The organism is Ruegeria sp. BB6 (assembly GCF_056539385.1).
Genome location: NZ_JBQFUW010000001.1, coordinates 151,490 through 173,166 on the forward strand (window position 1 = coordinate 151,490; position 21,677 = coordinate 173,166).

Annotated in this window: 16 protein-coding genes; 7 read left to right on the forward strand and 9 right to left on the reverse strand. The window is 58.5% G+C overall.

Annotation, left to right across the window (positions count from 1 at the left end; translation table 11 throughout):
- The first annotated feature begins 29 nt into the window (after positions 1-29).
- On the forward strand, positions 30-1,694 hold the full coding sequence (locus tag ACR0B7_RS00715) for a tetratricopeptide repeat protein (RefSeq protein ID WP_170481698.1): 1,665 nt from the start codon (positions 30-32) through the stop codon (positions 1,692-1,694).
- Complete coding sequence (locus ACR0B7_RS00720) at positions 1,691-2,365, forward strand: SH3 domain-containing protein (protein WP_170481695.1); 675 nt, start codon at positions 1,691-1,693, stop codon at positions 2,363-2,365. Before ACR0B7_RS00715 ends, ACR0B7_RS00720 begins: the two co-directional genes overlap by 4 nt.
- A gap of 30 nt (positions 2,366-2,395) precedes the next feature.
- Here the strand turns inward: ACR0B7_RS00720 and mfd are convergent, their stop codons facing one another.
- Both mfd and ACR0B7_RS00730 read right to left on the reverse strand, forming a co-directional pair.
- A complete protein-coding gene (gene mfd / locus ACR0B7_RS00725) occupies positions 2,396-5,848 on the reverse strand; it encodes a transcription-repair coupling factor (protein WP_480680733.1) in 3,453 nt (1,150 codons plus the stop codon).
- A 21-nt stretch (positions 5,849-5,869) separates the two neighbouring features.
- Entirely contained in the window at positions 5,870-6,394 is a 525-nt protein-coding gene (locus ACR0B7_RS00730) for a component of SufBCD complex (RefSeq protein ID WP_170481687.1), read from the reverse strand.
- Positions 6,395-6,514: 120 nt separating this feature from the next.
- On the opposite strand from ACR0B7_RS00730, the gene hemB reads away from it, so the two are divergent.
- From hemB to ACR0B7_RS00750, 4 genes are all read left to right on the forward strand, one after another.
- Positions 6,515-7,513, forward strand: coding sequence for a porphobilinogen synthase (hemB, locus tag ACR0B7_RS00735; protein ID WP_170481684.1), 999 nt, complete (start codon positions 6,515-6,517; stop codon positions 7,511-7,513).
- A gap of 141 nt (positions 7,514-7,654) precedes the next feature.
- Positions 7,655-8,227, forward strand: coding sequence for a YSC84-related protein (locus ACR0B7_RS00740; protein ID WP_170383043.1), 573 nt, complete (start codon positions 7,655-7,657; stop codon positions 8,225-8,227).
- Between the two features lie 174 nt (positions 8,228-8,401).
- Complete coding sequence (locus ACR0B7_RS00745) at positions 8,402-10,864, forward strand: penicillin acylase family protein (protein ID WP_170481681.1); 2,463 nt, start codon at positions 8,402-8,404, stop codon at positions 10,862-10,864.
- A 105-nt stretch (positions 10,865-10,969) separates the two neighbouring features.
- On the forward strand, positions 10,970-11,365 hold the full coding sequence (locus ACR0B7_RS00750) for a nuclear transport factor 2 family protein (protein ID WP_170481678.1): 396 nt from the start codon (positions 10,970-10,972) through the stop codon (positions 11,363-11,365).
- Between the two features lie 3 nt (positions 11,366-11,368).
- On the opposite strand, the gene hflX is transcribed toward ACR0B7_RS00750, so the two are convergent.
- From hflX to trkA, 4 genes are all read right to left on the reverse strand, one after another.
- A complete protein-coding gene (gene hflX / locus ACR0B7_RS00755) occupies positions 11,369-12,640 on the reverse strand; it encodes a GTPase HflX (RefSeq protein WP_170481675.1) in 1,272 nt (423 codons plus the stop codon).
- Positions 12,640-12,879 carry an RNA chaperone Hfq gene (hfq, locus tag ACR0B7_RS00760; RefSeq protein ID WP_010440340.1) on the reverse strand — a complete coding sequence of 80 codons (240 nt, stop codon included), beginning with the start codon at positions 12,877-12,879 and terminating at the stop codon, positions 12,640-12,642. The genes hflX and hfq overlap by 1 nt, the downstream gene beginning before the upstream one ends.
- Before the next feature lie 125 nt (positions 12,880-13,004).
- Entirely contained in the window at positions 13,005-14,543 is a 1,539-nt protein-coding gene (locus ACR0B7_RS00765) for a TrkH family potassium uptake protein (RefSeq protein ID WP_170481672.1), read from the reverse strand.
- Positions 14,543-15,919 (reverse strand): Trk system potassium transporter TrkA, encoded by a 1,377-nt coding sequence (gene trkA / locus ACR0B7_RS00770; RefSeq protein ID WP_170383033.1) that lies wholly within the window; start codon positions 15,917-15,919, stop codon positions 14,543-14,545. Before trkA ends, ACR0B7_RS00765 begins: the two co-directional genes overlap by 1 nt.
- A 96-nt stretch (positions 15,920-16,015) precedes the next feature.
- Between trkA and ACR0B7_RS00775 the strand changes: the two genes are divergently transcribed.
- Complete coding sequence (locus ACR0B7_RS00775) at positions 16,016-16,495, forward strand: hypothetical protein (RefSeq protein ID WP_170383031.1); 480 nt, start codon at positions 16,016-16,018, stop codon at positions 16,493-16,495.
- A gap of 12 nt (positions 16,496-16,507) precedes the next feature.
- On the opposite strand, the gene ntrX is transcribed toward ACR0B7_RS00775, so the two are convergent.
- From ntrX to ACR0B7_RS00790, 3 genes are all read right to left on the reverse strand, one after another.
- The gene (gene ntrX / locus ACR0B7_RS00780) at positions 16,508-17,917 is read right to left on the reverse strand and encodes a nitrogen assimilation response regulator NtrX (protein WP_170576613.1); all 1,410 of its coding nucleotides are present in this window, start codon (positions 17,915-17,917) and stop codon (positions 16,508-16,510) included.
- Positions 17,914-20,202 (reverse strand): sensor histidine kinase, encoded by a 2,289-nt coding sequence (locus ACR0B7_RS00785; protein WP_170481665.1) that lies wholly within the window; start codon positions 20,200-20,202, stop codon positions 17,914-17,916. The genes ntrX and ACR0B7_RS00785 overlap by 4 nt, the downstream gene beginning before the upstream one ends.
- A 99-nt stretch (positions 20,203-20,301) precedes the next feature.
- On the reverse strand, positions 20,302-21,669 hold the full coding sequence (locus tag ACR0B7_RS00790) for a sigma-54-dependent transcriptional regulator (RefSeq protein WP_170481662.1): 1,368 nt from the start codon (positions 21,667-21,669) through the stop codon (positions 20,302-20,304).
- Positions 21,670-21,677 lie beyond the last annotated feature (8 nt).

Genomic DNA, 21,677 nt, shown 5'->3' on the forward strand with positions numbered 1-21,677 from the left:
TCTCCCCTCAATCCGAGGAGAGATTTTCAATGAGCGATTATTACGATCTGGGCACACATACATGTGCGGTCACAACCACCTCAGCCGAAGCGCAGCTTTGGTTCGACCGTGGGTTGGTCTGGACCTACGGTTATAATCACGATGAGGCCGTCGTCTGCTTCCAACGCGCTGTCGAAGCTGACCCGGATTGTGCAATGGCGCACTGGGGTGTCGCCTATGCCGCTGGCCCAAACTATAACCTGCCCTGGGATCTTCTGGATGAACGCGGGAAGAAGAAGGCGCTGACGCTGGCTTATGACGCAACCCAACGCGCGCTTGCTTTGTCCGACGGTTGCACTCCGGTGGAACAGGCGCTGATCCGCGCGCTGCCTGCCCGATATCCGCAGGGCGCCCCAACGGGCGATATGCACCAATGGGACCACGATTTCGCGGACGCCATGCGCGCAGCCTTTGCCGAGCTACCCGACCATCTGGACCTGCGCACCATCTACGTTGAATCGCTGTTGAACCTGACGCCCTGGCAGATGTGGGATTTGAAAACAGGGAAACCGGCCGAGGGTGCAGCGACGCTCGAAGCGCAAGACGTGCTGGAAGACGCCATGGCGAATGATCCAGCGGCCATGTCTCATCCCGGCCTTCTGCATCTTTATGTACACCTGATGGAGATGTCGCCGACCCCCGAGAAAGCGTTGAAAGCTGGGGACATCCTGCGCACCTTGGTGCCTGATGCAGGTCATCTGGTACACATGCCCACTCATATCGACGTTCTGTGCGGTCACTACCAGAACGTCGTTCACTGGAACGAAAAAGCGATCGAAGCAGACCTGAAGTATTATGAGCGCGAAGGCGCCTTCAACATATACACCGGCTATCGCCAACACGATTATCACTTTGTCATCTACGGCGCGTTATTTCTGGGTCAGATCGAACCCGCCCTGCGCGCCAATCAGGGCATGTGGGACACCACGCCCGAAGAAATGTTGCGCATCGAAAGCCCTCCGATGGCGGATTATTTTGAAAGCTACATGTCTATGGGGCCGCACATCCTGATCCGCTTTGGTCGCTGGGAAGAAGCCAAGGCGCTTGAGCCACCCGAGGACACCGATCTTTTCCTTACCCTGACCGCAACGACCTACTATGCACGCGCCATCGCTTTTGCAGCGACCGGTCAGGTGCCCGAAGCCGAGGCCGAGGAACAGCTTTTTCTTGCCGCCAAAGCCCGCGTCCCCGATACGCGGCTGTTGCACAACAACCGTGTTGTCGACCTTCTGGATGTCGCGCGGGAAATGCTGCGGGGCGAGATCGAGTACCGCAAAGAGAATTACGATGCCGCCTATGCGCATCTGCGACGCTCGGTCGAGTTGGACGACAACCTGCCCTATGATGAGCCGTGGGGCTGGATGCAGCCGACCCGTCACGCATTGGGTGCGTTGCTGTTTGAACAAGGTCACACCGCCGAGGCCGAAGCAGTCTATCGCGAGGATTTGGGATTAGGCGGCACACTTAGCCGCGCCTCGATCCACCCTGACAACGTCTGGAGCCTCAAGGGGTTGTACGATTGCCTGAAAGCGCGCGGCGAGGCCGACGAGATCAAGCAAATCAGCCAACGGCTGGACCTGGCTCTGGCCCGCGCTGACCGGGCTGTTGGCGCATCCTGTTTTTGCGCTCAGGCGGCGATGAGGGCCGCAGAATGAAATACATCGCAATGCTAGCCGCTGTCATTTGCGGCCCTGCTCTGGCGGATCGCCAGTCATTCCCTCCGGTAGACGAGGCGGATCAGGATCCAACCCTCGTGGCGTTTCGCACTGATTTGCTGGCCAAAATAAAAGCGCGCGACACCGAAGCAGTTATCGCCGCGGCCTGCCCCGACATTTATCTCAGTCACGGAGGGGACGGAGGCCCAGAAGAATTGCGCGAACGTTTGGTTCTCGATCCTGAGACGCTGCCTGAACAGGATCGCAGGCACGCCGACAAAATCAGTGAATGGTTTTGGACGGATATGGAGCATACGCTCGCTCAACCCGGATATTTCAACGACGAAGGCGAGTTCTGGATGCCGCATCAATGGCAGATCACCCTACCCGCCTCGCTGGACCCCTACATGGCTTATTTCGTCAGCGCCGAGGATGTGACTCTGCGCCAAAGCCCGAACCTTGGTGCGCCCATTCTGGATTTGATCAGCTACGAAGTCGTCATCGTCCGCGAGTATTCCGAGTTTGATGACTATCAGCAGGTTCTGTTGACCGATGGCGGCCAAGGCTACATGCACGGCAAATTTCTTTGGCCGATGGTCGGGTATCGCGCCGCGTTCGCCAAATCAGACACCGGCCAGTGGCAGTTGTGCACATTTGTTGCGGGCGATTAGTACGCCCGCCAAGCTAGCTCTCAATGCACCTTAGGTTTTGGCCTTTTTCTCGGCCATTACCTTTTCTGCCAGATCCCGCGCGATAGAAAACGCACCCTTGATCTTGTCGCTGTCCTTTTTCCAATCGCGCCGCACGACGATCTTGTTGTCTTTGACCTTGGCCAGCCCACGTTGGTTCTGGATAAATTCGACCAACCCCTGAGGCGACGCGAATTTGTGGTTGTGGAACTGGATCGTCGCGCCCTTTGGCCCACCGTCCAGCTTCGCAATACCGGCGCGTTTGCACATTGCTTTGATCCGCACGACCAGCATCAGAGTGTTGACCTCTTTCGGCAGTTTGCCAAAGCGGTCGATCAGTTCCGCTGCAAAACCTTCCAGTTCGACCTTGGTCGAGAGCGACGAGAGGCGACGGTAGAGGCCCAGACGCACATCCAGATCGGGCACGTAATCCTCGGGGATCAGAACGGGCACACCCAGATTGATCTGCGGAGCCCATTGGTCGTCAGAGTCCGACAGCCCCTCCATCTCACCGGCTTTGATCTTGGCAATCGCTTCTTCCAGCATCGACTGGTAGAGTTCATAGCCCACATCGCGCATCTGGCCCGATTGTTCCTCGCCCAGCAGGTTGCCCGCGCCGCGAATGTCCAAATCCTGAGAGGCCAGCGTGAACCCGGCGCCCAGCGTATCCAGCGACCCCAGAACGCGCAGGCGTTTCTCGGCCGTTGCGGTCAGTTTCTGACGAGGTTTCGTTGTCAGATAGGCATAGGCGCGGGTCTTTGAGCGCCCCACCCGGCCGCGTATCTGATAGAGCTGCGCAAGGCCGAACATATCCGCCCGATGCACAACCATCGTGTTCGCGGTTGGAATATCCAGCCCGCTTTCCACAATCGTTGTTGCCAGCAGAACGTCATATTTGCCGTCGTAGAAGGCGTTCATCCGGTCATCAAGTTCGCCCGCCGCCATCTGCCCGTGGGCGACCACATAGGTCAGTTCGGGCAGTTGCTCTTTCAGGAATTCCTCAATCTCGGGCAGGTCCGAGATGCGCGGGACCACATAGAAACTTTGCCCACCGCGATAATGTTCCCGCAGCAACGCCTCGCGGATTGTCACCGCATCGAACTCGCTGACATAAGTGCGGATGGCCAGACGGTCGATGGGCGGTGTGCCGATTATCGACAGGTCGCGCACTCCGGTTAGCGACAGTTGCAGCGTGCGCGGGATCGGCGTGGCGGTCAGGGTCAGAACGTGGATGTCCGAGCGCAGTTGTTTCAAGCGCTCTTTGTGACCGACGCCGAAATGCTGTTCTTCGTCGATGATCAGCAGGCCCAGATTGTTGAACCGTATCCCCTTGGCCAACAGCGCATGGGTGCCGATCACAATATCCACCGTGCCGCGCGCCAGGCCGTCGCGTGTTTGCTGAGCGTCTTTTGCAGAGACAAAGCGCGACAACTGCCGAACCTCCAGCGGGAAGCCCCGGAACCTCTCTTTAAAGCTGGCGGCGTGTTGGCGGGCCAGCAGCGTGGTCGGCGCAACCACGGCCACCTGAACACCTGACATGGCGGCGACAAAGGCGGCGCGCATGGCGACCTCGGTCTTGCCAAAGCCCACATCGCCACAGATCAGACGGTCCATCGGCGCGCCCGAGTGCATGTCCTCCATCACCTCGGAAATCGCGCGCAGCTGGTCGTCGGTTTCCTGATAGGGAAAACGGGCGCTGAACTCCTCCCACGCGTGGGGCGGCGGGTCCATCACGGGCGCTTTGCGCAGCGCACGTTCGGCGGCGATGCGGATCAGCTTGTCCGCCATCTCGCGGATGCGCTCTTTCAGCTTGGCTTTCTTGGCCTGCCAAGCGCCGCCACCCAAGCGATCCAGCAAACCTTCGTCATGGCCGTATTTGGACAGCAGTTCGATGTTTTCGACCGGCAGATACAGTTTGGATTGTTCTGCATACTCCAGCAGCAGACATTCATGGGCGGCACCGGCGGCGGTGACGACCTCCATCCCGATATATCGCCCGATACCGTGATCCACGTGCACCACCAGATCGCCGGGGCTGAGGGATTGGGTTTCGGTCAGGAAATTCTCGGCCTTGCGGCGTTTCTTGGGCTGACGGATCAGGCGATCACCCAGCACGTCCTGTTCAGCAATGACCGTCAGGCCGGGGGCTTCAAACCCATGTTCCAACGCCCAGACAGCCAGATGCAGCCCACGTTTGCCGACGCGCGTGCCATCGGTGACGGGGATCGCCTCGGCCAGACCTTCATCCTCGATCAATCCGGTCAGACGTTCCCGCGCGCCTTCGGAATAGGAGGCGATCAGCACCGGGCCTTTTGTCATCTTGTCGGTGATATGAGCGGCCAGCGCCCCAAACAGGCTAATGCTTTCCTGCTGACGCTCAGGCGCAAAATTGCGCCCGATCCGCCCGCCCGCGTCGATTACACCCGGCCCACTGGCCTGTGGCAGAGGGCTAAATTGCATTACCCGCCGGTCACCAACCGCCTGTTCCCACGCCGCATCGTCCAAATACAGCAATCCGGGAGGCGTGGGCTTATAAACCGTGTCCATGCGGGAGCGGTTTTCCAACGCCAGACGCCGGGTTTCATACTGATCAGCAATCGTATCCCACCGCGCCAGACGCGCAGGCGTCACCTGATCATCCAGCGAGATCGTGGCCCCCGGCAGATAGTCGAAAAGGGTCTCCAGCCTTTCGTGAAAGAATGGAAGCCAATGTTCAACGCCCTGATGTTTGCGCCCCGCGCTCACCGCCTCGTACAGAGGATCATCGGTGCCCGCCGCGCCGAATTCGATGCGGTAGTTCTGGCGGAACCGGGTAATGGCGGCTTCGTCCAGAATGACCTCAGACACCGGGGCCAGTTCCACAACCTCAAGCTTTTCGGTCGTCCGTTGCGAGACAGGATCGAACCGGCGCGCGCCGTCCAAAACGTCTCCGAACAGGTCCAGCCGCACGGGGCCGGACTCTCCGGGTGGGAAAATGTCGATGATACCGCCGCGAACGGCATAGTCCCCGGGCTCCATAACGGTGGGACTTTGGGTAAAACCCATGCGCACCAGAAACGCGCGCAGGGCTTTTTCGTCAACGCGGTGATTCACTCGTGCGGTAAATGCGGCCTGCTTCAGCACTTCGCGCGCCAGAACGCGCTGTGTTGCCGCGTTAAGAGTTGTCAGCAACACGAAACGTTCTGGCATCTGATGGACCAGAGCCGCCAAGGTCGCGACCCGCGCCGCCGCGATATCCGCATTCGGTGAAACCCGGTCATAGGGTAAGCAGTCCCAGCCGGGAAACACGAAAACAGGGACGTCTGGCGCAAAGAAGGCAAGCGCCGCGCGCATCGCTTCCATCCGCTTGTCATCACGCGCGACATGGCAGACCGGACCGCCGGTCCGGGTCATTTCGTTCAGAACAAGCTGTGCGTCAAACCCTTCGGGGGCGCCGCCAACCGTTACATGGTTCGGAGCCGTCATCGCCTTGCCTTTCCGAATTCTCTATCCCAGAACGCTGATCGAAAAGTTCTGATACATACCCCAGAGCGATGTGATCAAGATCGAAATCATCCCGACGATCTGCGTATAGATTCTGCATCGCGACAGAATCTTTGAAACGATTTCCATACCGGCCTCTGCGCGTCGCAATTTGCGCGCGGCGGATATGTTGATCAGCATCACAACGCACAGCGGAAACAAAAGCAGAAATACCGCCTGCGCGAATTCTACACCGTAATAAAAACCAAGCGTCGCCAGCCCCGTAAAGCAGAAGCAACTCAGCGCAAAAATAACCAGCCCGGACACATCCGCGATGTACAACAGCCGATTCCTGTTGATCCTGACGATATCCATAAGATCTTTCTCGGCCTGCCCGCCCATACGGCGCGCGCGCACGACCAGATCATGCGGCACACCCATGGCCCAATGACTTGCCGAGGACCATAGAACCGCCAGCACGATCCAATACCAAAGATTGGAAAAGCTGCGCATGTCAATAAGTTCAAAGATCGAAGAGTATACGTCCACGCGCCAGCCCTTTGTTCACTGTCCTTAGGGACCCTCTTCGCACTGCCGCGTCCATCGTTACCCTTGAGACTACGCCGAATTCATGCCACCCAATGCAGGATTATTCAAGGAGAGCGCGACATGAAACCGACCATCGCCCCTTTTCCAATGACCCGTTTTCGCAGAGTGCGTCAATCTCAGGCGGTGCGGAACCTTGTGCGCGAAAACTCCTTGACCGTCGACGATCTGATCTGGCCGGTTTTTGTGCGCGATGGTGAAGGCATCGAAGAACCCGTGCCATCCATGCCGGGTGTCGTTCGCCGTTCGGTCGATCTGATTGCGAAGGCCGCAGTCGAAGCGCAGGCACTTGGTATTCCCGCGATCTGCATCTTCCCATACACCGACCCCAGCCTAAAGACCGAAGACTGCGCCGAGGCATGGAACCCCGACAACCTGTCCAACCGTGCCATTCGCGCCATCAAGTCCGCAGCCCCGGACATTGCAGTGATGACGGATGTTGCATTGGACCCCTACAACATCAACGGCCACGACGGGTACGTTGTCGATGGCGAGATTGTGAATGATCAGACGGTCGAAGCGTTGGTGAAAATGACGCTGGCCCAGGCTGATGCGGGGGCCGACATCATCGGGCCATCTGACATGATGGACGGCCGGATCGGAGCGATGCGTCGCGCGCTGGAATCCGCAGGCCACAAGAATGTGATGATCCTGAGCTACGCCGCTAAATACGCCAGCGCATTTTACGGCCCGTTCCGCGATGCTGTCGGGGCGTCGGGCGCGCTGACCGGCGACAAGAAAACATATCAGATGGACCCAGCCAATTCAGACGAAGCCCTGCGCCTGATCCAGCGTGATCTGACCGAAGGTGCCGACATGGTCATGATCAAGCCGGGCATGCCCTATCTGGACATCTGCCGTCGGGTGAAAGACACGTTTGGCGCACCGACCTACGCCTATCAGGTATCCGGTGAATATGCGATGATTCAGGCGGCTGCGCAGAACGGCTGGGTGGATGGGGAAAAGGTCATGCTGGAAAGCCTTCTCGCGTTCAAGCGCGCAGGATGTGACGGCATCCTGACCTACTTTGCCCCAGAGGTAGCCCGTCACCTTCAACGCTAATACCTCAAACTTTCGCGATAATTCGCCTATTGAGAACAGGGGCGGTGCAGCTTTCCCGTGACAGGTGGACTCAATAGGCGTATCCTCGCCCACAAGATCGGGAACACCCGACAATTCAGGCAGTCATACAGAGAAAAAACAATGAGCAGTTCCAATCCCATTCGACTAAGTCGTCGTGGCTTTGCCTTTGGCATGGCCGGGCTGACCCTGACCGCAGCTTGCGGCAACGGCGTCGGCAACTCGAACGCGGCCACGATCGACGCGCGCGTCGATGCCACGCTGACCGAAATGTATTCTCGCTATCCGAACACGGTAGAGATCGCGGAAAAAGCCAACGGTATGCTGGTCATGCCCTTGATAACCGAGGCCGGGTTCGTCTTTGGCGGTGGTTACGGCCGCGGCGCATTGCGGATCAACGGTGCGACGGTAGACTACTATTCAGCCGTAAAAGGCACCGCTGGATTGCAGGTCGGCGCACAGCAATATGCCCACGTTCTGTTCTTTATGACGCAGGACGCATTGAATGACTTCCGCCGCTCCAGCGGTTGGACCGCCGGCGCCGATATCGGATATGTGGTCAGCGATCAGGGCGACTCGCTCTCGACGGACACAACAACGTTGCGCTCGCCGGTTCTGGCAGCCGTCTTCGGTCAGGCGGGCCTGCAGATCGGCGCGACAGTCGAAGGGACAAAATATACGCGGATCATTCCGTAAGTCAGCACTAACCCCCTCAGTGCTTAACCCCTGCCATGGGCGCGTCTCTGTGGCAGGGGTTTTTCTTTGCGACGTTGCGCAAAGATGCACATTCTGCCGGCGTTCCTCTTTCGGTTGGGATGGGCTTCCACTACTCTGACGCCAAACGGAGCTAGATCAGAAAATGAGCCTCAGATGGGATTAGTATTTCGTTGGCTGGTGCGCGTTGCCACGGGCCTCGTTCTTCTTACTGTGGCCGCTGTACTTCTGGTCTATTTTCTAGCCAGCCAATCCCTGCCCGAATACAATCAGACCGTCGAGGTGCGCGGACTGACTGCGCCCGTGGAAATCGTGCGCGATACCGCCAATGTGCCGCATATTCTGGGCGAGACCGACCCGGATGTCTTCTTCGGGCTTGGGTATGCACATGCGCAGGACCGGCTTTGGCAGATGACCGTCTTGCGACGCACCGCGCAGGGGCGTCTGTCCGAAGTGTTCGGCGCTCGCACGGTTTCAATCGACAAACTGCTGCGTCGGTTTGACCTTTATGGCCTCGCCCATCGCTCGGTCGACGTACAGGACGACTACACCAAGGCCGCGCTGCGAGCTTACGCTGCGGGGGTTAACGCGCGGCTGGACGAGATCAATGAGATGGCGCTTGGGCGCGGCGCGCCCGAGATGTTTCTGTTCAACGCGCCGGTTTCCCCTTGGCAACCCGGTGACAGCATCGCTGTGATCAAGCTGATGAGCCTTCAGTTGTCGGGCCATCTTGAGGATGAGGTGCTGAGGGCGCGCACCTCGCTTTTGCTGAACAACCCGGCGCGGCTAGCGGATATCCTGCCCGATGTACCCGGTGCCGGGATCGCGGCCCTGCCCGAATATGCCGCCCTGTTCCCGGGCGTGCCCCGATATGCCGCCGGATCGCCCATGCCCGGCAGTCCGCTCTCGCCGTTCCCAAAACGTGGGCTGGCCGGTGCGTCAAACGCCTGGACTGCCGCACCATCACGATCTGCCATTGGCGGGACGCTGCTGGCCAACGATCCGCATCTGGGGTTCACCGCCCCCGGAGTTTGGTATCTGGCCCGGCTGGAACTGGAAAAAGGCGGTGTCATCGGCGCGACGATTCCGGGCATCCCCTCGGTCATGGCGGGGCGCAGCGATCGTCTGGGATGGGGGCTGACTTCGTCCTATCTGGATGATCAGGACGTTCATATTGAACAGCTCAACCCCGACAATCCCGAAGAATACCTGACCCCCGACGGGTACAAGACATTCCGCAACCGCCCCTCGATCATCGAGATCAAGGACGAGGCGCCCATCACTCTGACCCTGCGATGGACGGAAAACGGCCCGGTTCTGCCCGGCAGCCACTACGACCTGGGAACCATCACACCGCCGGGTCACGTCGCATCGCTGTCCTGGACCGCCCTGAGTGCGCGGGACACGTCGATGACCGCGTCGATGGCCTTGATGAATTCCGATACCGTGCCGCAGGCGATTGACGCGGCCGAACTGTTCATCGCCCCGTCTCAGAATCTGTCCTTGGTGGACAAGGACACGATCGGCATGAAGCTGATCGGGGCCATGCCCAAGCGCGACCTGCGCAACCAAAGCCGTGGGCGCATCCCGACACCCGGTTGGCTGACCGAAAACCGCTGGCAGGGTCGCCTTCCCTATGCGGACAACCCCGAATTTGTGGCCCCGGCTGGTGGCATTCTGGGCAATACAAACAATAAGGTCATAGACCGCCCCTTCCCCGAGCATGTCTCATATGAATGGGGTGACACGCAGCGCATTCACCGCTGGGAACGCCTTATGCAATCGCGCGAAGTTCACACGCGTGACAGTTTTATCGAGGCGCAACTGGACACCGTCAGCTTTACCGCCCGCTCGCTGCTGCCCTTGATCGGCGCAGACCTTTGGTTCACCGGCGCTTCGGCCCCCGAAGGCACGCCCGAGCGTCAGCGCCAGATCGCGCTGGGTCTGCTGGCCGAGTGGAACGGCGAGATGAACGAACACCTGCCCGAGCCGCTGATCTATGCCGCTTGGCTGCGCGCATTGCAAATCCGTCTGATCTCGGACGAGCTTGGCCCGCTGGCTGCCGAATACAAACATGTCGAGCCGCTATTCATCGAACGCGTCTACCGCGATATCGACGGCGCGGCGGTTTGGTGTGACGTGCGTCAGAGCGCTCCGGTCGAGACCTGCACAGACATGGCTCGAATGGCGTTGGATGACGCGCTGATCTGGATTTCCGAGAAATATGGCGGATCGCTGGAATCTCTGCGCTGGGGCGACGCGCATCAGGCCACCCATGATCACCCGGTTCTGGGCTCGGTCCCCGTTCTGCGGTTCTTCGTCAATATCCGCCAATCCACCAGCGGCGGCGACAATACCCTGCTGCGCGGGCGCACTTCGGGCGAAGGCCCGGACCCGTTCCAGAACGTACACGGCGCGGGCTATCGGGGCGTCTATGATTTCGCGGACCCTGACAGCTCGGTCTTCATCACGGCCACTGGTCAATCCGGTCATTTCCTGTCGCGCTACTATGACGATCAGGCGCAACTCTGGCGGCGTGGAGAGTATATTCCGATGTCGCTGGACCTTGATCTGGCCCGTGCAGCCGCTGTCGGTGTGACGAATTTGGTGCCGCGCTGAGGCCATCTTTCGGCAAGTCCCCGCCCCTTTTTTGCGCTTCCGTGGACGCAGACCCTTGTTTTGGCTTACGATCCCAGGGGTCAGCGATTTGAACCGGGGGTATTCATGGCCAGTATTCGGGATACGTTGAACAACCTCGCGCGGGACTACGCGATCGCGTGGAGCTCGGGCGATCCTGAAGCGGTCGCCAGCTTTTTCGCACCGGACGGGAAAATTGAGATCAATCGCGGCGAGCCTTTCGTCGGACGCGCAGCAATTGCAGACATGGCGCGGGGCTTCTTTGCCGACTTCCCGGACCTCGAAGTACGATGCGACATGCTAAGATGGGCAGGAACCCACGCCATCTTTGTCTGGACCTTGGAAGGGCATCATGCCCGAACCGGAAATCACGTTGTCACACGCGGTTGGGAAGAATGGGAAATGACCACGGACAACAAGGTGCAATCTTCGCTTGGTTGGTTCGACGCCGAAGACTATCAAAGACAGATCGACGGCGCTTGATCCTTAGAGGGCCGCAAACTGCGCGGCTTGTTTGTCGGTCCAAAGAACCGTGATCTGGAACCCATCGTCCCCCTGCTTTTCAGACTGGACAACATCCTGACGGAACAGCCACGCGCGCTTGTCGCCCTCGGCAAAACCCAATTTCAAGGTCGTTTCGTGCCGGACGCCCTGTAGCTTGACCGCGATATCGGCCAATAGTGGCTCTATCCCTTCACCCGTCACCGCGGAAATCGCAAAGATCGCAGGATCGCGATCCGTGCGCGCGATGGCGGCTTCGCGGTCGTCGTCGCTCAGCAGATCGATCTTGTTCCAGACCTCAAGCCGCGGACGCTCATCGTCGACCCCAAGCGAAGTCAGGATCGTTTCGACATCCCGAGCTTGCTCATCGCTTTCGTCGTGGCTGATGTCGCGGACGTGGACAATGATGTCCGCCCCCAAAACTTCTTCCAGCGTAGCACGGAAGGCCGCGACCAGCTCAGTCGGCAGGTTCGAGATAAAGCCCACCGTATCCGACAGGATCACCTCGGGGCCGTCAGGCAGTTCAACCCGGCGCATGGTCGGGTCCAAGGTGGCGAACAACATGTCCTTGGCCATCACTTCGGCCCCGGTCAATCGGTTGAACAGCGTTGACTTCCCGGCGTTCGTGTACCCCACCAGCGCAACGATGGGATATGGCACCTTGGCGCGTGCGGCCCGGTGCAGCGTCCGCGTCTTGACCACCTTCTGCAACTGCCGCCGCAAGCGTACAAGCTGTTCGTCAATAGCGCGCCGGTCAGCTTCGATCTGGGTTTCGCCGGGTCCACCGACAAATCCAAGCCCGCCCCGCTGCCGTTCAAGGTGGGTCCACGCCCGAACCAGACGTGTCCGCTGATAGCTGAGCGCCGCCATCTCGACCTGCAGAACACCCTCGCGGGTCCGCGCACGGTCACTGAAAATCTCAAGGATCAGACCCGTCCGATCAAGGATTTTGACCTTCCAGGCTTTTTCAAGGTTGCGCTGCTGAACGGGGGTAACCGGCCCGTCGATCAGAACCAGTTCGATCTGGTTGTCGTGCAGCCGCTCTGCCAGTTCCTCAATCTTGCCACTTCCGAAAAGCAAACCGGGCTGGGCACGTTGCAGGCGCACAATTTCCGATCCGATCACGTCAAGATCGGGCAAAGCGGCAGCCAGCGCCACCGCTTCTTCCAGCGCCGGTTCGGGGACGCGGCGCTGTTCATCTGACTTGATTTCCGGATGCAGCACCCAAGCGCGGGTGCGCGTCCTATCGTGTTCCATCAAGAGGCGTCTTCGCCCTCATACAGGCTGATCGGCTGCGACGGCATGATGGTCGAAATCGCGTGCTTGTAGACCAACTGCGACTGTCCGTCGCGGCGCAACAAGACGCAGAAATTATCGAACCAAGTGATTACACCTTGCAATTTCACACCGTTGATCAGGAATATCGTGACCGGGACTTTTGCTTTTCTTACATTATTCAGGAACGCGTCCTGCAGATTCTGTCTGTCCGAAGCCATATTTTTATAATCTCGCCATTGTTCTTGCTACGCGCTGCGGACCAACGCGCTCCCTCCGGCAGAGTATGGAGTGTCGTTAACCGAGTTTCCAGATGAAAAATAAGACATTCTGCGGGTGTGGATTCTCAGCCCCGCCAGAGCGCCGGTGTAATCAAAGCAATAATCGCCAGGGTTTCCAGCCTGCCAATTACCATTGCAGCACACATCGTCAGCTTTGCGCCTGCTGACAAATCGACCAATCGCAACGGAACATCGGTGGCCAGTTCAATCAACGGGCCAGTCGTGCTGAGCGCTGCAACGGTCAGAACCATAGCCTGCTCAAACCCGGCCCCTGTCGCTGCCAGCAGCAAATTGAACGCCGCTGCGGTCAACGCAAACATCATCAGGAAGATCCAGGCAATAAAGGCGCCATCGCTTTGGATGCGCCTGTTGCCACCGCCAACCCCGCTGACCGAGGACGGGTAGATCAGCCGGTCAATCTCGCGCGCGCCATTGAGGTACAGGGCAAATACCCGCAATAGTTTGACCCCTCCTGCCGTGGTTGCGACGCCGCCGCCGATCAACGCCAGCCCCATGAGGATCAATCCGGGCGTGCCAAGGCCAGACAACTGCTGCGCATCATTCCAATTGGCGCTTTCAAATCCGGCTGTGGTCAGAAAAGACAGCGCCGTAAAGGTCATACCCCAAATGACACTCAACGCCTGTAGCGGCTCCATCGTGTTACCGATTTCGTTGACGCCAGCCCAAACACGAAAGAACAACAGGATCGCAACGGAACCGACAATCAACAGACCGATCCGAAATTCAGGATCTTTATCCAGTCGTGAATATCCCGTCATGGCCGTATCGGTCGAAAACGTAAGACGAGACAGCGCGAAGAAAAGGAAAAGAAACAGGATTGCTTCTCCTGTCACACCGGCCTGCGCCCCTTCAAGGCCGCCGACAGGCGAGATACCCGAGGTCGCCATCGTGGACATGGCATGACAAATCGCGGTCAGCCCTTGCTCGCCTGCAATCAGCAACAGCAGCCAGATCACTGCGGTCAAACCTGCGTAGACCGGCGTCAGTGTCCGTGTGACTCGGATCAAGCGACCGCGCGGGTCCACTTTTTCGCTCTGCGCGACACCAGAAACCGGGCGACCCGGCTGCCCGCGTGCGGTGACCTCGAACCCACCAAGCGACAAAGGTGCCAGAATAGCGGCGGCAGAAATCCACATCAAAAGACCGCCCATCCATCCCACTTGCGCACGCCACAAATGCAGCGAGGGCGTCAAACGATCAGGGTTGGGAAATATATCGGCACCGGTCGTGGTCATCGCGCTAACCATATCGAAATAGGCGTTCAGGAATGTCGTATTCCCAAGCGCGTCGTGTAGCGGAATGGCAAGAAATATCGGTAGCACCGTGAAACAGGCCAGCAAAACGGCCAGTTGCCCCAGAGTCCCGCGACGGGGAACTCGGTTGGACGACGCCAGCGCAATACTTGCGACGACGAACAGCCCCAAAAGCCCCGAATAGAAAAAGGACCGCGATGTATCGTGGTCATCCAGCGCCAGTGCGTAGATCGCGGGTATCCACATCGACAATGCGGCAATACCCCAGATGAGAAGGAACAGCGGCAATCGCCGCACCAACCCGATCTTCTGTGCCCGAGCCCGCTCCATCAGAAGAAATCAATCGAAACCTGCAGCAAACGTTCGACCTCGGGGACGTCCTTGGCCATGGCAAAAATCGCGACCACATCCTTTTCCTCGATCCGCAAGCTGCCGCTCGGTCGAAACAGCTCATCCCCTTTGCGGATTGCACCAACCAGAACACCTTCGGGAAAATCAATGTCGCGCAGTTTCTGACCCGCCATCGGAGAGGTGGACAGAACTTCGGCCTCGATCACTTCGGCCTCGGCATCGCCGATGGAATAGACTTGCCGCACACGCCCGTGGCGAATGTGGCGCAGGATCGAGCTGACAGTGGTCGCACGCGGGTTGATATAGGCGTCAATGCCCAGTGGTCCCATCAGGGCAACCATGCTGGGATCATTGATCAAGGCAATCGCCAACGCACAGCCTTCGGCCTTGGCGCGAACGGCGGCCAACATATTGGCACGGTCGTCATCTGTGACGGCCAGCATCGCATCGGCACGTTCGATCCCGGCCTCGCGCAGCAACGCAGCATCCAACCCGTCGCCGTTCAGAACGATTGTGCGTTCCAGCGCCTCGGCCGCGAGTTCCGCGCAGCGGCGATCGCGCTCGATGATTTTTGCACGAACGCGGCTTTCGCGTTCTTCCAGCGTGCGGGCAACCTCGAGCCCAACATTCCCGCCGCCGACGATAACTACGCGATCCTGTTTCTTTTGCGCCTTTCCAAACACTTCCATCGTGCGGTCCACGTCCTGGACGCTGGCAAAGACGTAACATTCATCCCCAACAAATAGCTGGTCTTCGGATTCGGGGGCAAACAGCGTACCCTCGCGACGAACGCCAACAACAACCGAACTCAGGGTGGAAAACAGGTCGGTCAGTTGCCGCAAAGGAGTATTCACGATCGGACAGTCTTCGTCGATGCGAATCCCCAAAAGCTGCGCCTGCCCGTCCATGAACATTTCAGTATCAAAGGCAGATGGGGCAGACAGACGGCGCATGGCCGCTGCCGCAACTTCTCTCTCTGGGCTGATCACCACGTCGATTGGAAGGTGATCCCGACGATACAGGTCCGAATGGATTGCCTCGAGGTAGGACTTTGACCGCAGCCGCGCGATCTTCCGCTGAATCGAGAATACCGAATGCGCCATCTGGCAAGTGACCATGTTCACTTCGTCAGAATGCGTCGCGGCAATGATCATCTCAGCGTCACGCGCGCCTGCACGCTCTAGCACGTCGGGGTAGCTGGCAAACCCGGCGATCCCCTGAACGTCCAGCGTTTCCGTGGCGCGCCGCACGAGGTCTGGATTGTTATCCACCACCGTAACGTCATTCAATTCGCCCGAAAGGTGCCGTGCAATCTGCCAGCCAACCTGACCGGCACCGCATATGATGACCTTCATGTTTTTGGCCCTTCTGCCTGAAATCTTTGAATGACAGATGCCCCCAAAGCGGTCAATTGATTTGTCATACATGTTCAGTCAAGGCAAGATAAGCGTATGAAAACAGTACTTCGCTTGATTATTCCTATTATGTTCCTCAGCTCGTGCGGTCCTCTGTCGCTGTATTACCGCGAAGGCGAAAGTGTCTCGCGCATGCAAACAGAAACCACCGAGTGCCGCGTTCAGGCGCTCAAGGACGCGCCTGTGGCCAACCAGGTACGTCAATCCCCCCCGACATACTGGCCCGGGCGGACCTACTGCCACGGAGACGGGCGGTGTTATCGCTCACCGGGATGGTGGCAACCCGGGCAGGTCTATACCGTGGACGTCAACCAAGGGCTGCGCAACACGGTCGAGGCGCAATGCATGGCGAAAAAAGGGTATCGTCCGATAAGTTTGCCGCCCTGCAAACAGAACGTGAAATCACGCGTTCCGGCACAGCCGACGACAAAATTGCCGCCGCTCAGCACCGAGTCGTGTTTTGTAAAGTTCGACAACGGCTCTTTCCAGATCATCACACCGGGTCAGGCGGGGTGACCTACCGGCGGTTTATTCCGCCGGTTCAGGTTCGTCCAACTGAGCAACCCGAGCGCCCGACTTGTTCGACGTCACGACACCCAGCGATTTCAACTTACGGTGCAGCGCGCTGCGTTCCATACCGACAAAGCTGGCTGTTCGGCTGATATTGCCGCCGAAGCGGTTGATTTGCGTCAGCAGGTATTCACGCTCGAACGCCTCTCGCGCTTCGCGCAATGGCAGGGTTGCCAAGGTACCAGACAAAACGACACGACCGGAATCGTCCGCCTTTTCGTCTTCGGCAGGCAATTCCTTTGCTTCGATCGGCCCAGTGCCGTCGCCAAGGATCAATACGCGTTCGATCAGGTTCTTTAACTGGCGCACGTTGCCGGGCCAAGTCATGGTCTGCAGCAGGGCAACCGCTTCTTCCGAAATCTCGCGCACTGGCAACCCTTGGGATTCGTTGCACATTTCTATGAAGTGCTGTGCCAGAACCGGTATATCCTCGCGCCGGTCTTCAAGCGAAGGGACGTCAATCGGCACGACGTTCAAACGGTGATACAGCTCCTCGCGGAACCGTTCCGCCGCGATCTCTGCATCAAGATCCTTGTTTGTCGACGAGATTACGCGCAGATCGACCCGAACCTTGTCAGACCCGCCAACACGCTGGAATTGCTGATCGACCAGTACCCGCAGGATCTTGGACTGAGTACCCAGCGGCATGTCCGCGACTTCATCGAAATAAATCACCCCGCCATGAGCTTCTTCCAACAACCCAGACTCAACACCGCGTTCCGAGGATTCACGCCCGAACAGAACCTCCTCAACGCGCTCAGGTTCAATACCCGCGCAGTTAACGGTCACGAACGGCGCATTTGCACGGTTTGAATGCGCGTGAATATACCGAGCCGCGATTTCCTTGCCTGCCCCTGCAGGGCCGCTCAGCATCACACGACCATTCGACTTGGTGACCTTGTCAAGCTGGCTCTGCATCGAACGGAAGGCCGCGGACTTGCCGATCATATCGGAATCCGTGACCTCCTTGCGCTTGAGCGAAGCATTTTCGCGACGCAGGCGCGAGGTCTCCATCGCGCGACGGATCACCACCATCAACTGGTCTATGTTAAAGGGCTTTTCGATAAAGTCGTATGCCCCCTGCTTGATCGCCGCCACCGCGATTTCGATATTACCGTGGCCCGAGATGATGACCACCGGAACATCCGGGTTGTCGCGCTTTACGGCCGTGAGGATGTCGATCCCATCCATTCGGCTGTCCTTTAGCCAGATATCCAGGATCAAAAGCCCCGGCGGTTCCGAATTGATTGCCGCCATGCACTCGTCCGAGTTGGCAGCCAGCCGGGTTGAATAGCCTTCGTCCTCCAGAATGTCGGACACCAGCTCGCGAATATCGCGTTCGTCATCTACGATCAGAATGTCACTCATCTTTGGCCTGCTTTCAGTTTGTTTATATTGATTGCCTGCTTCTGTAGCGCCGCCGTCTGGGAGAATTTGCCCCCCGGCAAACGGATCACGGCCATCGCGCCAAAATGGTCCTGTCCGTCAAATACCGGTGCATCTTCCAAAGTCAGCGCACCGCCATGTTCTTCGATGATCTTCTTGACGATGGGCAATCCCAATCCTGTCCCTTCGTCGCGTGTGGTTACGTATGGCTCAAAAAGCCGCGCCCTGTCTTCGGGCAACCCTATTCCGTTATCTGCAATCGTGATGACCGTCCCAGCGTCATCACAGGATATATCCACTTTTATCTGTGGTTTCAGGTTTTCCGGAGCACCCTTTTGTTTCAAGGTTCCAATCGCTTCTCCGGCATTCTTGATCAGGTTCGTCAGAGCCTGATTCAGCATTGTCGCATCAACATCCGCCAGAACCGGATGGTCTGGCAAAGTCGCATCAATCTGCACATCTGGCTGACCTGATTGTTGCAGCAAGACAGCCTCGCGCACCAATTCTATGACGTTTTCTTCATGCCGGTCGGGTTCCGGCATACGCGCGAACTTCGAGAACTCGTCCACAATTCGCCGTAGGTCATTGGTCTGACGCACGATCACGTCCGTCATGGATACAAGGCTATCGCAATCTTCCTCATCCAATTTGCGTGAGAACTTTCGCTTTATCCGCTCGGCGCTTAGTTGAATGGGGGTCAGCGGGTTCTTGATCTCATGGGCAATGCGCCGCGCCACGTCGCCCCAAGCCGCCATACGCTGCGCGCTGACCAAATCGGTCACGTCATCAAAGGCCACCACGTACCCTTCAAGACCGCCGTCTTCGCCACGCCGAGTCGCCATGCGGACCAACAGATTTTCCAACCTGCCTTTGCGGGTCACTTTGATTTCGCCTTGCACGGCCTCCTGACCGCTTTCCTTCAGGCTCTCGAACAGAGGCAGGAACTCAGGCACCGCAATGCCGATTGCCAGGTGTTCTTCCCCGCGCGACCAGTCCAATAGGCGTTCCGCCGACCGGTTCACAAATGTCACGCAGCCCTCTGAATCCACGCCCACGACGCCGGATGTCACCGAACTGAGCACCGAATCGAACAGACGGCGGCGGCGTTCAATCTGACGTGTATTCTCAAGCAGAGTGTCGCGCTGCCCTTTCAGTTGTCTGGTCATCTGGTTGAAGTATCGACCCAGCATGGCGATTTCATCATCGCTTGCTTCTTCGATGACCTGAACGCTCAAGTCCCCGGCTCCGACCCGCTGAGCCGCCGTGGTCAATCGCCCGACGGGACGCGACAAACGCTCCGCGAACCACATCCCCAGAGACATTGCCGCAAGAATCAGAATCACTGCGAACCCCAGATACAGCAGGCCAAACTCAAACAGCACCCTGCCCCTCTCGCTTTCGAGTTGCTGGTAGAACTGTGCAGTTTCCTTCGTATCGTCGAGAAGCGTAAGAAGTTGCCCATCCACCTCACGGCTGACGTAGAGGTATCGGTCCAGATAGGCTTGCAAAGGCACCAATGCCCGGAATTCACTATTCTGCCAGTCTGCAATGATCAAAAGGCCACTATCCGTCGCTTCGATCATCTGCTCGGGCGTTGGAGGTTCAAAATTGAACAGGTAAGACCGATCACCGCGCGATTTGATTTCGCCACTGCCATCAATGACATAGGCTTCGCGTAAACCACGTTGGATTTGCGATTGCCCTTGCGCCAGAACCGAACGTAGCTCGGCGTCCGAGATATAGTAGTCACGCGCGCGCGCCGTGTCCAAGAAACGCGCCAGTACGGTCGCGTCTTGCGTAAGCCCCTCGCGGTGTTCCTGCTCATAAGCCTCGGCCGCCGTCAGAGATGAACCGACAACCTGACGAACACGATCCGAGAACCACCCTTCAAGACCGATATTCACAGTAAGGCCCGCAAAAATCGCGACCGTCACAGTGGGAACCAGAGCCAACAGAGTGAAAGCACCTATCAGACGCAGGTGAAGCCGAGAGCCCGCAGATTTCGCCCGGCGCGCAGCGATCAGGCTGCCGAGCTGACTCAAAACCAAGGCCGCGACCACCAGAACGTAAACCAGGTCGGCCAGCAGGATCAGGCGCAATGTCGGTGCAGTCGTGCCCAGATTAAATGGGCCAATGACAAGGTATGTGGCCAAAGCCAGCACTGGACCCAGCAAAACCAGGCCCAAGGTGCTAAAATTGCGCAGCTTTCGGGATTTCCTCCACCGATTGATCGATAGGATCAGCCCGCTCTGTGCTCGGGTTGCCACCGTCTGCCCTCACCCTGATGTGCCGCTCGCGCGGCTTACCGCCATATTTCGTGGTCGTTGCCGGATGTGTACCCGGATGCCACGCTTTGTGTGGCGATATTACATCAGTTTGCGGCGTCGTGTCACCTGAATATCGAGATCTGTAATCTTTTTGCGCAGCGTGTTCCTATTAATGCCCAGAAGATCGGCACATTTCGCCTGATTTCCGCCAGTTGCATCCAATGCAAGCTCGATCAAGGGGCCTTCGACCTCGCGCAAAATCCGCTGGTACAGACCCGGAGGTGGCAACAAGTTGCCGTGCAGATCAAAATAACGACGCAGATGACGGGCCACGGACGCGGACAGTTTTTCGCGTTCACCGTCACCCAGAACCGGCTCCGCTTCGGGCTGACTACCCAAAACCATTTCGACCTCGGCCTTGGAAATCTCGTCTGCGCGGCTGGTCAGGCTCAGACGGCGGATCGCATTTTCAAGCTGCCTCACATTGCCCGGCCATGAGTACCGGCGCACCAACTCAACCGCATCCGGGCTGAGCCAACGTTTGGCGCCATGCTCACGCTCCTCTCGTGCAAGGAAGTGGTCGGCCAGCAAAGTAATGTCATCCACCCGTTCGCGCAGCGCCGGAACGTGGATTGTCGCGCCGCAAAGCCGGTAATACAGATCCTGGCGCACGCGCCCGCTCTCCATCGCTTCGGTCAGGTCCGACTGGCTGGTGGCCATGAACCGGGGCACGTGGTCGCCCGGCGTATCCATCATGCGAACGATCCGCGCCTGCAATTCGTCCTCGATATCCGCGATTTCATCGATCAGTAGCGTGCCGCCGCGCACACGCGCCATGACGCGCGCCGGGCCTTCCAGATCGCGAAGGTCCGCAGCGGTGGCGGTGACAAACGGCAATGTGCGACGATCCGAAAAGTCATGAATAGCCCTTGCAATCAGCGACTTACCCGTACCACTTTCACCCGAGATCATGACGGACAGATCGGTATTCATCACCCGCGCTACCAGCCGATACAAGGCTTGCATGACCGGTGTGCGCCCAACCAGAGGCAGTTCTTCGGGGCGATCGTCCGTGGGTTCAACCACTTCGGTCTGAACGCGCTGTTTCTGCTCCAGCGCCCGCGCGGTTCGCTTCATCAAATCCGGCAGGTCAAACGGCTTGGGCAAGTAGTCATAGGCATCCGCTTCGGCCGCCTGAATCGCCGTCATGATTGTGTTCTGCGCCGAAATGACGATCACCGGCAAACCGGGTCGATCCTGCGCAATCTTGGGCAGCATCTCCAACCCGTTCCCGTCCGGCATGACCACGTCCGAGATCACCACGTCACCCTTGCCTTCACCGACCCACCTCATCAGCGTCGTCAGCGAAGATGTCGCGTGCACCTTGCACCCGGCCCGCGTCAGGGCCTGAGTCAGAACGGTGCGGATCGTGCGGTCGTCATCTGCGACCAATACTGTTCCATCCATCGGGTGCT